Source organism: Streptomyces sp. SAS_281, from assembly GCF_052542855.1.
Genome location: NZ_JBMNDO010000046.1, coordinates 44,080 through 57,546 on the forward strand (window position 1 = coordinate 44,080; position 13,467 = coordinate 57,546).

At 75.0% G+C, this 13,467-nt stretch carries 11 protein-coding genes; 3 read left to right on the forward strand and 8 right to left on the reverse strand.

Annotated elements, in window-relative coordinates; all coding sequences use genetic code 11:
- Window positions 1-8 precede the first annotated feature (8 nt).
- From ACN6LM_RS19135 to ACN6LM_RS19165, 7 genes are all read right to left on the reverse strand, one after another.
- Window positions 9-1,400 (reverse strand): aKG-HExxH-type peptide beta-hydroxylase, encoded by a 1,392-nt coding sequence (locus tag ACN6LM_RS19135; protein ID WP_445066598.1) that lies wholly within the window; start codon window positions 1,398-1,400, stop codon window positions 9-11.
- A complete protein-coding gene (locus ACN6LM_RS19140) occupies window positions 1,397-2,536 on the reverse strand; it encodes an FxsB family cyclophane-forming radical SAM/SPASM peptide maturase (protein WP_445066599.1) in 1,140 nt (379 codons plus the stop codon). Before ACN6LM_RS19140 ends, ACN6LM_RS19135 begins: the two co-directional genes overlap by 4 nt.
- A gap of 234 nt (window positions 2,537-2,770) precedes the next feature.
- Window positions 2,771-2,974: an FxSxx-COOH cyclophane-containing RiPP peptide gene (gene fxsA, locus ACN6LM_RS19145; protein ID WP_445066600.1), complete on the reverse strand. Its 204-nt coding sequence runs from the start codon at window positions 2,972-2,974 to the stop codon at window positions 2,771-2,773.
- 151 nt (window positions 2,975-3,125) lie between these two features.
- A complete protein-coding gene (locus ACN6LM_RS19150) occupies window positions 3,126-6,545 on the reverse strand; it encodes an SAV_2336 N-terminal domain-related protein (protein ID WP_445066601.1) in 3,420 nt (1,139 codons plus the stop codon).
- Between the two features lie 7 nt (window positions 6,546-6,552).
- Window positions 6,553-7,578 (reverse strand): AAA family ATPase, encoded by a 1,026-nt coding sequence (locus ACN6LM_RS19155; protein ID WP_445066602.1) that lies wholly within the window; start codon window positions 7,576-7,578, stop codon window positions 6,553-6,555.
- Between the two features lie 130 nt (window positions 7,579-7,708).
- Window positions 7,709-9,712 (reverse strand): VMAP-C domain-containing protein, encoded by a 2,004-nt coding sequence (locus tag ACN6LM_RS19160; protein ID WP_445066603.1) that lies wholly within the window; start codon window positions 9,710-9,712, stop codon window positions 7,709-7,711.
- A 56-nt stretch (window positions 9,713-9,768) separates the two neighbouring features.
- Entirely contained in the window at window positions 9,769-10,329 is a 561-nt protein-coding gene (locus tag ACN6LM_RS19165; RefSeq protein ID WP_445066604.1) for a CU044_2847 family protein, read from the reverse strand.
- A gap of 112 nt (window positions 10,330-10,441) precedes the next feature.
- Between ACN6LM_RS19165 and ACN6LM_RS19170 the strand changes: the two genes are divergently transcribed.
- Window positions 10,442-10,624 carry a DUF6104 family protein gene (locus tag ACN6LM_RS19170; protein WP_003961784.1) on the forward strand — a complete coding sequence of 61 codons (183 nt, stop codon included), beginning with the start codon at window positions 10,442-10,444 and terminating at the stop codon, window positions 10,622-10,624.
- Between the two features lie 3 nt (window positions 10,625-10,627).
- Here ACN6LM_RS19170 and ACN6LM_RS19175 read toward each other — a convergent pair whose 3' ends face one another.
- Complete coding sequence (locus ACN6LM_RS19175) at window positions 10,628-11,449, reverse strand: hypothetical protein (protein ID WP_445066605.1); 822 nt, start codon at window positions 11,447-11,449, stop codon at window positions 10,628-10,630.
- Between the two features lie 160 nt (window positions 11,450-11,609).
- Here ACN6LM_RS19175 and ACN6LM_RS19180 point away from each other — a divergent pair, with 160 nt between their 5' ends.
- A complete protein-coding gene (locus tag ACN6LM_RS19180) occupies window positions 11,610-12,467 on the forward strand; it encodes a DUF4097 family beta strand repeat-containing protein (protein ID WP_445066606.1) in 858 nt (285 codons plus the stop codon).
- A 1-nt stretch (window position 12,468) separates the two neighbouring features.
- Window positions 12,469-13,437: a helix-turn-helix transcriptional regulator gene (locus ACN6LM_RS19185; protein ID WP_445066607.1), complete on the forward strand. Its 969-nt coding sequence runs from the start codon at window positions 12,469-12,471 to the stop codon at window positions 13,435-13,437.
- Window positions 13,438-13,467 lie beyond the last annotated feature (30 nt).

Sequence of the window (13,467 nt, forward strand, 5' to 3'; positions counted from 1 at the left end):
CAGGCTTCTCACTGCCTTCGCAAGCCGTTCCTCTGCTGCCATATCACCTTGGCGGTGGACACGTACGCCTGAGCGCGTGCAAGGTGCCCCGAGGGGGGCGGATTATCGTCCATACGGTGGTAAACGGTGATCATCTCGTTGACCAGCGTCCGGCCTTCGGCGGTGAGCGCCGCCGAGCCCGCCAGCACAGGCAGAACGGCGCCGACCTGTTCGCGGCAGCGGGCGTGCTCGGCCCATGCCAGGTCGAGGTGCGTGACCCGGTGTGCCTGCAGAGCGAACCGCTGCCAGTAGTCGGCGAGCGCCAGGTGTGAGTAGGCACCCTGGAGCAGACCGTCGAAGGGCCGGGGATCGGGGCGCCAGGGCGCGAAGTACCGCTCGGCCGCGTCCTCGCGGTGGAGCGGCACCAGAGCCGTGAGAGCGGACAACTTGGTGTGCTGGAGCTCGTGGACGAGCGTCGAGGCGAAGAAGGCCGCGGTGGCGGGCTTGCTGCTGAGCACGGCCCCGAATGCCTCGCGTCTGGTCCCGCTGCAGTGCGCCGCGCCCTCTCCGTCAGCCCCGGAGCCGGACGGGTGCCTGAGAGGCACCATGCAGCGGAGCAGCGCGGACGCCTCGGCGAGGCGGTGTTCGCCGCCTGTCCGCAGCAGGGGTTCGAGACCGGACCAAGCGCCGGCCCACTCCTTGCGCTCGTGGTCATCGACGTGCACGGCCGCGCTGAGCCCGTGCGGCGGCCGGTCCCCGACCTCCATGCCATAGGGATCGACGTCGTCGAGAGCCACGGGTGCGCTGCCCGGCACGAGGGGACGAAGCACGAGCAGCGGAAGCCAGCGCGGGTCGGCCGAGCTCAGGGTCCGGTCCGAGTGGCGGCGGACCGTGAACCGCGGACCGTCCTGCGGGGACAACGTCAACTCGTCCTCGCGACAGGAGAGCCGGACCGGGCCCGTACCGGACCGGACGGCGCCGAGCGTGGGCAGGGAGACCAGTCCCCGGCGCGGCGTGAGCCGGACGTCGAACCCCACCCCCGCCCGCACGCCCGCCGCAGCGGCCAGCGCCGTCAGGTGGGACAGGTCGGCGCGGAGCTCCGGCCCGACCGGGGCATCCGAGGTCAGCCCGCCCAGCAGCCGTTGCGCCCACGGCCCCGCCAAGGGGTGGAACAGAACGGTCCGCAGCGCCTCCCGGTCCGCGCGTTCGGCGGCTTCGAGGAGGGCCCAGTCCGCACGGAGGCGGTCCAGCAGCGGCGGCGGGCACACGGCGGCCGGGGCGGCCTCCGCCGCGTCGAGCACGGCCCGCAGGAGGATGAGGCGGCGGGTGTCCTGGTCGCGGACGAGCAGGCCGAGGGATGCGGCGTCGCCCTCGGTGCGGCCGAGTTCGCGCAGGACGTGGTCGGGGACGACAGCACTCATGGGGGGTCTCCAGCGGTTGCGTCGGCGAGCCGGTCCGCGACGTGGCGGATCAGGCGTTCGAGGTCGGCGCAGTAGACGGAGGGGTTACGGAAGCCGTTGTCTGCGCGGTAGCGGTGTGCGTAGTGGCCGCCCCCGCACACGGTCAGCAGCGGGCAGGCGCGGCAGGCGGCGGCGAGCGCGCCGGCCCCCGCCTGGCGGGCGGCCACGCCGGGGTGGCGCAGCGCCTCGTCGAAGGTGTGGCGGAACACGTCGAGGCCGGTGGCGGCCGCGCCGTCGTACGCGGACTTGAGCGAGTCGACCTGCTCGATGGAGCCGTCCGTCTCGATCACGACCGCGTTGAGGGGGTCAAGACCGAGCGATTCGGTCGCGGCGGGCAGCCCGAGGAGCAGCGCGACGCACTCCTCGAACAGCCGGACGCGGGTCTCCCGCCGGGGCGCCCCCCACCAGCGGTCGAACACCGTGCACAGCCAGTCGCCGTACGGGGTGGGGCGCCCGGTCCCGGCAGCGGGGGAAAGGCCCGGCGGCGGGCTGGACCAGTTGCCGTGCGGCAGCAGGAGGTCCAGGGCCGGAGGGCGCAGGGCGAGCAGCGATTCGTACATCTCGACCGGGTCGGTGCGCGGGTCGACCACCGTGAGGATGCCCGCGTACGCCTCCGGGTGGTGGTCGGCCAGCAGCCGGGCGCCTCGGGAGGCGGCGGGCCAGGAGGAGCGGCCCGCGTGGTCGGTGCGCAGGGTGTTGTGGGCGGCGAGTCCGCCGTCCAGGCTGATGCCGACGCGGATGCCGTGCCGGGCGAGGGTGGCGATGCCGGCGTCCGTGAGCAGCGTGGCGTTGGTCTGCACGGTGGTGCGTACGGAGCAGCCGGCCGGCACCCGCTCGCGCACCGCGTCGGCGAGGGCCGCCAGCCGGTCCGGCCCGGCGAGCAGGGGTTCACCGCCGTGCAGGACGAGGGCGACGCTGCCGAGCCCGTGGGCAGCAGCGTGCTCGGCGATGCGGGCGGCGGTCCGGTCGAGGACGGCGGGCGATGCGGCGGACGGGCGGTCGCGCCAGGTGCGGTCGGGGCCCTCGTACAGGTAGCAGTAGCGGCAGGCCAGGTTGCAGCGGCCGTGCACCTTGACGATGAACTGCCCGAAGGGCACCGGGTGCGCACGGCTGCGCGCACGGGCATCACCTCGCGGAGCCGGCCCCGCGGGCCGCTCCCCCCGCGGCCTCGTCCGTCCAGCCATTCGAGCACCCCCGTGCTGTACGCCGGTCGGGATGGCCCCACTGCCGGCCCGGGGTGAGTGTCCCCGGCGCGCGGCGGACGCAGGCCCGGCCCGGGCCATGATGTCCTGATCGGGCACACCCGCGGCCGAAACCGTGCGGTACGACGCTCAGAAGGCGTTGGTGAACCCCCACAGCATCTCCTTCGGCTGCTCCGCCCGCCCCCGCAGATCCGCCACCACCTCGGTCAGCACCGGGTGGTCCATCGTCCGCAGGGTCGCCAGGTCCAGTCCCAGCAGGTCCGGCAGTTCACCCGTGCCGGCCACACCCGCCCCGGCCACGCCCGCCCCGCCGTTCCGTGTCGACTCGTTCATCACGCCTCCCCGTCCCGCAGCACCGGGCCGGCCGGTGACCCGCTCGTCGTCGAGCGCGTCCCGCCGGTCCCGCATCCCTGATCCGACCTGTCGCCTGCCGCCTCACGCGGGCGCCGGGGCCCGGCCTCGCTCGCCTTCGAGCGCGCCGCTCTCACCGCTCCAGCTCCGCCAGCCGCTCGGCGGTCGCCTCGCCCGCCGCGCCGCCGGTGTCCGGCAGTTTGCGCCACTCCTGGCGGGCCGCCCGGTACGCGTCGCGCGCGGCCCGGGGGCGTCCCGCCCTCTCGTACGTCATACCCCGCCAGTGGTTGGCTGTAGCAGCCAACTCCACGGCTTCCTGGAGATGTTGTGGACTCTCCACCTCCGTTTGTGCCTCGCCGGCCGCGTCGGCGGCCGACCGGAACGCCTCCGCGGCCTCGTCGCGGCGGGCCGGGCGGTCGAGGACGCCGGCGGCCTGGAGGAGGGCCCGGCCCAGCTCCAGCCAGCAGCGGGCGGCGGTGAGCGGGGCGACGGCCTCCTCGGCCGCCAGCTTGAAGAGGTACTCGGCCTCCCGCAGGTCGACCCGGTCCGCCGTGGCCCGGTGGCGCAGCATCAGGGCGCGGCCCAGCATCAGCAGCCGCTCGGACTGCTGGGCCCCGCCGGCCGGCATCTCGGAGCGGCAGTCGCGCAGCACCCGGACCGCCGCGCCGATGTGCGCGCGGCCGTCCGGGAGTTCGGCGCGGCGCAGCAGCGTGGCGCCCCACTCGGCGAGCAGGTCGGTGTAGGCGCGGGAGTCGCGGGGGATGCCCCGGGCCGCGCGGGCGAACCAGTCGGTGGCGGCGACGAGTTCGGCGGGGTCGCCGGTGTGTTCGTAGCGGGCGACCCGGACGCGGCCGGCCCGGGTCTGGAGCTGGGCGCGCTGCCGCTGGTCGCGTACGGTCTCCAGCGACTGGGCGGTGAGGGTGGCGGCCTCCTCCGGTTCGGCGCCCGAGGTGAGCAGCGCGTCCACCAGGTCCAGGACGATGCGGGTCTCGGTGCCCATGGTGTGCCCGGTGCCCTGGGCGAACGCGGTGCGCAGGGACCGGGCCGACTGCCGGGCGTACTCGCGGGACTGTTCGCCGTCCTGGGTGGCGCGCGCCAGCTTCAGGAGGGTGCGTCCGTGCTGGAGGGGCAGGACGGCGGGGCGGTTCTCCTGGTCGGGCCAGGCGTCGGCGAACGCCTCCAGCATCCCGCAGGCGCTCTGGAGCAGGGCGGTGTCGCCGTCGAGCCGCCACTGCGCCTCCAGGGCCCGCACCCGCTCCAGGGTGAGGCGGAGGGCTTCACCGGGCTCCAGGCCCGGGCTGGCGCAGGCCGCGGTGTACTCGCGGTCGGCGCGCCGCAGCAGCTCCAGCGCGCCGCGCCGGTCGCCGCGCCTGCGCCGGTCGTCGGCGGCCGCGTGCAGCACCTTGGCGAGCACCGCGCGTTCGCGTACGGCACCGGGGCGGGCGGCGGCCCGTTCGGCGGCTCGTTCGGCCTCGTCGAGCAGGTCGGCGCCGCCCTGGACCTCCCACAAACGCAGCACGCAGCGCGCGTACTCCGCCCAGAGTTCGGTGTCGTCGTCGGCGGGGGCCGGGCCGTGCTCGGCGGCGCCTCTGAGCAGCTGCACGGCGTCGATCAGGCGCTGCACCATCTTGTCGGCCTCGAAGTGGCGCACGAGTTCCCGTGCGCGGCGCACGGCGAGGCCGGCGGCCTGGGGGGTTCCGGACGTCTTGGGCTCTCGGGTGACGAATCGTGGGGGTACGGGCATGAATCGCTCCAGTACGCGTGCTGCGACTTCGGCAAAGGCATGGGGGACGCGCGGACCCCCGGGTCTCTCGTTCCCCCCGTTCCCCTCGTTCTCCTCACTGTCGTCGGCGTCTTCCGCGTCCGGCGGGGTGCCCGCCGCGCCCGGGACGGGCCACGGGGTGCGGTGCCCGGCGTCGCGTGTGGTGCCGTCGCCGAGCTGGGCGTATGCCAGGGCCGGGAAGTTGGGTCCGCCCTTGCCGAACCGCTGCTCTATGTACTGCGAACAGTGCTTGAGTACGAGAAGGGCCTCGTCGCGGCCGAGGGGGCCGAGCAGTGCTTCCTGGACGTCCGGCTCGAAGGCGAACCACTGCCCGCGCCCGGTGCCGCCCTCGGCCCGCCTGAGGAGTCCGCTGAGCAGGACCTCGGCGAGTTCGGAGGGGCCGGACTGGGGCAGCATCGTGCGCTGGACGAGTTGCATCACGGGCAGGTAGAGGGGGGCCGCCGCGAGGTACACGGCGAGCTGTCCGGCGGCCGGGGAGGCCGTCGAGCGGAACCGGCTGACCAGTTGCAGCGAGGACGGCCGGTCGCCCGGGCGGCGGGCGGCGGCCGCCGGCTGGTCGGCCCGGACCCAGCCGACCGCGCCCGGGACGGAGGCCGCCCCGGTGCCGGAGAGCAGCCGGGCCCAGGCGGCGAGCGCGTCCGCGAGCGGCGGCAGCACCGGCACGGCGAGGGCGCCCGGGTGGGCGGGGCCCGTCCCGGCGTCGCCGGTGACCTTGAGGAGGGTGGCCCCGGCGGGGCCCTCGCCCCGGGTCAGCGAGCCGAAGGTGACCGGCAGCCTGGTCCGGTTCCACATGCGCTGCGGCAGCGGCTGGAGCACGGCGACCGGGGCGAGCCGGGCGAGCTGGTGCAGCAGCCGGTGGGCGTGTCCGGTGCGCCAGAGCGGGCCCGCGCAGTCGCTGACCACGACGGTCACCCGGCGTCCGGTGGGGTCGCTGAGCCGGTCCGCCGAGTGCAGCGGGGCGGCGGCCGGGTCGGGGCTGCGGCTGACCGTGCAGCCGCCGTCCGGGCCGGGGTGCAGGTAGCGCATCTGCACGTCGCGGAACGCGCCGATCTGGGCGAAGATCTGCTGGAGCTCCTCGAACAGCCGGTCCCAGACCAGCATCGAGGAGGAGGCGTCCATCACGCACTGCACGACGGCGTCGCCGCGCCGGACCCCCCGGAAGACGGGCATGACCACGCCCCCGGCGCGGGCGCTGCGTTCGGCGGTCGCCGTCTCGTCCAGGACGCGGCGCAGCGGCGCGGAGGCCGGGCGGTAGCGCTGCAACGGGCGCAGGGCGCGCGTCAGTTCGAGGGACGAGGGCAGTACGGGCGCGGCCGGTACGCCGAGGGGCAGCACGGCGGCGCGGGCGTCCGCGCCGGGCCGGATGTCCTCCGGGTCCGGTGCCGCGTCCGGGTCACCGGGCCGCGTACGGCCGGGGACGGGGTGCAGGGAGATCCGCTCGCCGTCCCCCGGCGCGGGTGCCTCCTCGCGCCGGCCGGCCCGGTCCGCGTCCGGGGTGCGGACGTCGGGATCGGGGGCGCGACGGGGGCCGGGGCGGTCGTCGGAGGGGTGGTGGCCGGGGCGGCGCGCGGCGTCCGGGGCGGCTTCCTCCCCGGACGCGGACGCGCCGCGGGTCCACCGGGCCAGCCAGAGGGCGTCGCAGAGCTGCTCGACGTCGGGGTCGAGGCCCGCGCCGCGCAGCCGGGCGACCAGCTCGGGCAGCAACCCGCCGTCGTGGAGCTCCGGGGCGCCTGGGCCGCCGCCACCGTTCTCGTCCGCCGCACCGGACATCAGATCCTCACCTCGGCCGGTCGAGTCGCTGGATGAGCAGGTCGGCGAGCCGGTCCCGGCCCGCCGGTGCCGCGGCGTGCGTGAGGTATATCGCGTTCAGCAGCTGGTCGGTGGCGAGGAGTTCGGTTCGGGACCGCTCCAGGAAGTGGGCGATCAGGTCGTCGCTGGCGCGGGCGGCCTCCTCGCCCAGGTGGGCCTTGACGAAGGAGGCGAGGCGCTTGTGGTCGGGGCGGCCGAGTTCCAGGTGGATGCAGCGGCGCATCAGCGGGGCCGGGAAGTCCCGCTCGCCGTTGCTCGTGAGCACGACGAAGGGGAAGGCCCGGCACTGCACCCGGCCGCCCTTGATGCGGACCTTGTTGCCGTCGTGGTCCAGCACGTCCGCCTCGCCGTCGGGCAGCCGGTCGGCGATCCGCTCCAGCTCGGGGATGGCGAACTCGCCCTCCTCCAGGACGTTCAGCAGGTCGTTCGGCAGGTCGATGTCGCTCTTGTCCAGCTCGTCGATGAGCAGGACGCGCGGGCGGTCCGAGGGCAGCAGCGCGGTGCCGAGCGGGCCGAGCCGGATGTAACTGCCCACGCTCTGTGCCGCGTCGGCCCCGGCCGCGCCGCCGGCCGCCGCGTGCGAGGCGATCTGGACGTCCTGGAGCCTGGCGATGGCGTCGTAGTGGTAGAGGCCGTCCTGGAGTGTGGTGCGGCTGACCACGGGCCAGCGCAGCACCTTGCCCAGCTCCAGCTCCCGCGCCACGGAGTGGGCCAGGGTGCTCTTCCCCGCGCCCGGGTCCCCGGTGACGAGCAGGGGGCGCCGCAGGTACAGCGCGGCGTTGATCATCTCCAGTTCCTCGGCGCCGGGCCGGTGCTCCTCCGCGACGCGTCCGGGGATGCCGAGCCTGCGGTCGGCGGACTCGCCGCCGTCCGTCCCGCCGGGCCCGCGGCCTCCGGTGAAGTCGCGCCAGGGCGGCGGGGGCGGCAGCTGGGGCACCTCGTCGTGCGGTTCGCCGATGCCCCGGTAGATGAGCCACTCGCTCGGTTCACTCATAGCGTGTCCCTCGTTGTCACTCGTCCGCCAGGGGCGGCCTGCGTCGGACGTGCCCTACCGTATCGATCCGGCTCAACACCCGTAAGGGGAAGACCAGTTCGCTTACACGGCTGATGCGTTGCGCGGTGGCTCACGGCGCCTCCAGGAAGTCGGAGCCCGGCAGCGGACGGTGCGGATCGTCGTAGTAGAGGGCCGCGCCGGCGGACCAGTACATCTCCGTCCGCCCCGCGCTCACCCCGCGTCTCAGTTCGTGGATCTTCCACGGCAGCCGGTCGTGGGTGCGGGTGTCCGACACCGCCTCAGCCACGCGCCGGTGGAACTCCTTGCAGACCGTGTCGCCCTCCGCCGTGCGCCGCTGGAGCAGCGCCACGCCGAAGCCGCTGTCGAGCAGCCGCACCACCCCGGCCGTCACGTCGGGGTCCGGGTTGCCGTAGCGGCACAGGACGGGCACGGTCCCGTGGGCCAGGCCGCGCAGCCGCGCCGACTCCGGTACACGTACCCGCAATTCGTCCTCGCAGTCGACCACCTCGGCCCGGATGGCGGCCGCGAGACCCGCGTCCCACCGGGCCGGCCGCTCGTCGGCCGGGGCTTGGTACGGGCTGCGCAGCACCACCGGGCGGACGGCTCCGAGCCGCAGCCCGGACGGCGGCAGCACCCAGTCGTCCACCGGTAGGCCGAAGAGCGCGGGCGCGACGACGACCTGGAGCATAGCGGGGCTGCCCGGTTCGTCGCACCGCCGGAACGCCTCGGTCAGCGCGGCGGCGAGCCGGTCCGGGACGGTGCCGAGCGCGGCGCCGCGGCTGTCCTCGTCCACGGGCTCCACCTCGCCGGCCCGGCGGTCCACGGCGACCCGCCAGTCGTACTGGTCGCGGGCCCAGCCCTGGAGGTCCACGTGGAGCACGACGCAGTCGCGTTCGCCGTAGAGGACGGGGTCGCCCGCCGGGGCGCGGGCGGCCCGCTGGCGGTTCTGCTCCAGCCGGAGCCGGATCTCGGCCCACTCCACGTCGAGCCGGCGGCGCAGGTCGCGGGGCAGTTCGGTGTCGGCGATGCGCTTGACCCAGCCCCAGAGCGCCTTGGCGTTGCGCACGGAGAGCTGGCCGCAGGGGCGGTCGGCGGCGAGGACGCCCATGCAGTAGCGGACGATCAGTTCGAACCGGGCCTCACGGTCGCGGGCGCGGGCGTCGTACAGCGCGCCGAGTCCGTCGCGCCAGCCGCGCGGGGCCGGGCGGTGGTCGCGGGCGTACACCCCGGGCAGCCGGTCGAGCAGCGTCAGCAGCGACCGGGTGCTCGCCGGGGGCGGCAGCTCGGCGAGCCGGCCGAGGAGTTCGGCGCGCAGCTTGGGGCCGAGGATGCCGCCGGGCGGGTCGGGCAGATCGCTCTGCGCGTCGGTCCAGGTCCGCTCGGTCCCGGCGGAGCTGGTGTGCCGGTCGGCGTGGTAGCGGTCGTGGGCGTGGAAGACGGACTGGTATATGTCGTCGGTCTCGGTCTCGACGGGCCCGGCCGGCACCTCCAGGGTGCGCAGCCGCTCGACGCCGACGGCGGTGCCGCCCTGGTGGCCGTTGATCTGCGACTTGATCACGCCGACGACCTCGCCCCGCGCCAGGTCGACCAGCGGGCCGCCGGACATGCCGAGCTCCACCCAGTCGCCGTCGATCCTGACGACCTGCTCGGCGTCGCCCGATCCCCCGTACGAGCCCTTGACGACGCAGACGCCGCTGCGGTTCTGGAGGCCGCCGCCCTGGACGGGGGCCCAGCCCACGCAGCGGACCTCGCGGCTGCGGAGCATCGCCTCGGACCGCTCGGTGACGTACACGCAGGGGTGTTCGACGGGGCGCTGGAGCTGGATGAGCGCGAGGTCGGGGGCCGGCCAGCCGCCGGGGCCCGGGGGCCGGGTGCCGGGCAGGGCGGCGACGACCCTGCCCGGCACCTCGGTCAGGTCCGTGCTGTAGCGGTCCCCCTTGAACCACACGGCCACCATGCCCCCCTCCCCCCGCATCGCCACGTGCGCACATGTGAGGACCCAGCTGGGTGCGACGAAGAATCCGCTGCCCAGGAAGTCCCCTTCCGGCCCGTCCTGGGCATACCCGGACGGCGGGCGATGGATGCGTACGGTGGCGTCCTGGACGAGGTCCATGAGGGCAGCCTGGGCGGGGCCGAGGGCCCCCTCTGCGCCCCCCTGTTCCCCGAAGGTCATGCGCCGCCGCCGTCGGTGTCGTCCGCACCGCCGGGGTGTGCCGGTGCGCCGGGGGGTGCCCCGGCGGGCGGGTAGCCGGGAGGTGCGCCGGCGCCCGGCGGGGCGGGGGGCGGGGGTGCGGGGGGCGCGAAGGGCACGGGGTCCGGCGGTGCCGTCTGCGCGGGTACGGGAGCGGGCGGGGGCGCGTCGACGGGCGGCCCACCGCCGCTCCAGGTGAGCGTGACCGTGATGGCGCCCTTGGCCTCGCCGTCCGCGAGCAGCCCGACGATCTTGCCGGACTTGGCGGTCAGCTCGATGCCGAACTCGACGCTCACCTCGTCGGGCCGCACCGCGCGCAACGGCACGGCGAGCGAGCGCGCGACCCCGGTCACCACGGAGTGCAGGCTCTCGACCCGGGCCTGCACCTGGTCCGCGAGGTCCCCGAACCCGGTGTCCGTGTAGGTCGGACCGCCGCCGGGCGCCGGCCCGGTCAGCTCCTCGGCCCCGGAGATCCTGGCCCAGACCGGCGTGCCGTCCGGCAGCTCAATGCGCGTAATACGGGACCCACTGTCACCCATGACACCCCCCGTTCGCCAACTACCCGCAGATTAACGGGCGTAGTCGGCGGATGCGGCGTGGATCGGCCAGGACGCGGCCCGAGCTGCGCGAAGGCGCCTCTAGACTTGAGCCATGTACTTCACCGACCGCGGTATCGAGGAGCTGGAGAAGCGGCGAGGCGAGGAAGAGGTCACCTTCGAGTGGCTCGCCGAGCAGCTTCGTACGTTCGTCGATCTGAATCCCGATTTCGAGGTGCCGGTCGAGCGCCTCGCGACCTGGCTGGCCCGTCTGGACGACGAGGACGAGGACGAGTAGAGGTCAGTCCGCGCCGGGGCGTCCTTCGCGTACGCGGTCGTACGCGAGTCCCAGCGCTCCGTGCGCCATCAGGAGCACCCCGGCGAAGGCCCAGCCGCCGCTGCGCCGGGCCGCTCCCCACAGGGCGAGCGGCAGTCCGGCCGCGAGCTGGGCGCCCGCCAGCGCCCGCGCCCGCGGGCCCCGCACCCACGGTCCGAGCCGGCTGCTCTCGACCGCGCCCAGGTCGACCCTGACCGCGTCGCGCCACCCGGTCCACTCGATGCGCTCGGCGTCCTCCCAGTCATCCCCCGCGCCGAGCCCGGCCGGGAGCGCGAGGCCGGTGCGGGTGAGCACGGCGATCAGCCCGCGCAGCCGGGCCCGGGCGTCGGCGTCCGGGTCAGGGCGGGTGAGCGCTTCGAGCGACTGCACGTCCAGTACGGGGTCGAGCCCCAGCCGTTCGGCGAACGTACGCATCGCCTCGTCCTCACCGGCCGGGGTGCCGTCCGCGAGCCAGACGTAGCCCACCGGGCGGCGGAACCCCGAGGCGAGCGTGTATCCGGCCCGGTCGCCGTCCCACCAGAGCGCGAGTACCGGCCAGGTGGAGCCGACGGCGAGCGCGGTGGCCCAGCCGCCCAGCACCCGGTCGACGGGTTCGGCCCGCTCGCCCTCCCCCGCCCTGGCCCGGCGGCCGCCCTGCCAGGGCTCCCCCTCAGGCAGCAGAACGCTCCAGCCCGGTCCGGCCGGCGCCAGCAGCAGCGGTTCGCGCAGCAGCTGCGCGACCGGGCGCACGGCGTCCGGCACGGTCCGGCACAGCAGCAGGGCACCTACGGGTGAGGTCGCGTCCATGCCTCACACCGTAGGACACCTTGCCCCTGCTTGTGCGGTTTTGCGCACCCCGCCCACCCGCATCCGGTTTCCTCTTCTTGACTTCCCGAAGCCGCGATATATCGTGTCATCCAAGAGACGCGATATGTTGCGTCGCCGGTGTTATCGGGAGGTCAGATCCATGCCTGTCTCGACGTGGGCCGTCACCGAGCCTCGGAAACTGGCCTTCGAGGAACCCGTGACCGCGCTGAAGGTGCGCGTCGTCAACGGCGCGGTCAACGTGGTCGGCACCGACGAGCCGACCGCGCGCCTGGAGGTCTCCGCCATCGAGGGCCCGCCCCTGGTCGTGACGCAGGAGGACGGCGTCCTGACCGTGGCATACGAGGACCTGGCCTGGCAGAACCTGCTGAAGTTGCTCGACCGCAAGGAGTGGCGCCGCACCGCCGTCGTCTCGCTCGCGGTCCCGGCCGGCTCCTCGGTGGAGGTCGGCGTGGTCGGCGCCGGGGCCTTCGTCTCCGGCGTCCGGGGCCGTACGGAGGTGCGTGGCGTCACCGGCGACACCACGCTCGTCAAGCTCTCCGGGCCGGTCGGCGCGGAGACCGTGTCGGGCAGCGTCGAGGCCCAGTCCGTCACCGGCGACCTGCGGTTCAAGTCGGTCTCCGGCGGGCTGACGGTGGTCGAGGGGGCGGGCGCGTCCGTGAAGGCGGAGTCCGTCAGCGGCGGCATGGTGCTCGATCTGCACCCGACCGGGAAGCCCACGGACATCCGGCTGACCACGGTCTCCGGCGAGATCGCCATCCGGCTGCCGCACCCGGCCGACGCGCGGGTGGAGGCGAACACCGCGAGCGGTTCGGTCTTCAACGGCTTCGAGGACCTGCGGGTCGGCGGCCAGTGGGGCGCGAAGAAGATCACCGGCACGCTGGGCTCCGGCGCCGGCACCCTGAAGGCGACGACCGTGTCGGGATCGATCGCACTCCTGCGCCGCCCGCCGGCCGAAGAGGAACCGTACGAGTCCGCGCCGGACGGAAAGGTGCTCTGACATGCCTCCCGTATTCGCCCACGGCCGTCTGCGGCTGTACCTCCTCAAGCTGCTGGACGAGGCACCCCGGCACGGCTACGAGGTGATCCGCCTGCTGGAGGAGCGCTTCCAGGGCCTGTACGCCCCCTCGGCCGGCACGGTCTACCCCCGGCTGGCCAAGCTGGAGGCCGAGGGCCTGGTCACGCACGCCACCGAGGGCGGCCGCAAGGTCTACTCGATCACCGACGCCGGCCGCGCCGAACTGGCCGACCGCACCGGGGAGCTCGCCGATCTGGAGCTGGAGATCCGCGAGTCCGTCTCCGAGCTGGCCGCCGAGATGCGCGACGACGTGCGCGGGGCGGCGGGCAAGCTGCGCAGCGAGATGCGGGCGGCGGCCGACGAGTCGCGCCACACGCCGGGCGCCGCTCCGGGCGGCAAGGAGCCCTTCGGCGGGTTCGCCGACTTCGGTGACCACGACGCGTGGCGCACCGCCAAGGAGGAGCTGCGCAAGGCCAAGCACGAGTGGAAGGAGCAGGCCCGCCGCGCGAAGGACGAGTCCCGGCGCGCCCGCCAGGACGCCCAGCAGGCCCGCCGCCAGGCGAAGGAGGCCCAGGACCGGGCGCGTGAACAGATGCAGAACGCCGCCCGCCAGGTCCAGGAGCACTTCGCCCGGGGCGACTGGCCGGCCGGGGTCCGCGAGGGCCTGGCCGAGATCACCGGCCAGCTCGGCGGCTTCGCCCGGACGGGGGGCTGGGGCCCCTCCGGCAAGGCGGACGCCGCCGGCACCGACCCCGAGTGGGGCCGGGAGGCGGGCGGCACGGGTGACCCGGCCCGCGATCTGAACCGGCTGCTCGACCGCTTCCGCGACGAGATCCGCGACGCGGCGCGGGACCACGGGGTGACGGAGGCCCAGCTCGCCGAGGCTCGACGCCACTTGGCGACGGCGGCGGCGCACGTGGGAGCGGTACTGCGGGGGGACGGGGCGAAGTAGCGGCGGGGGCCGGCCGCCCGAGATCGGAAG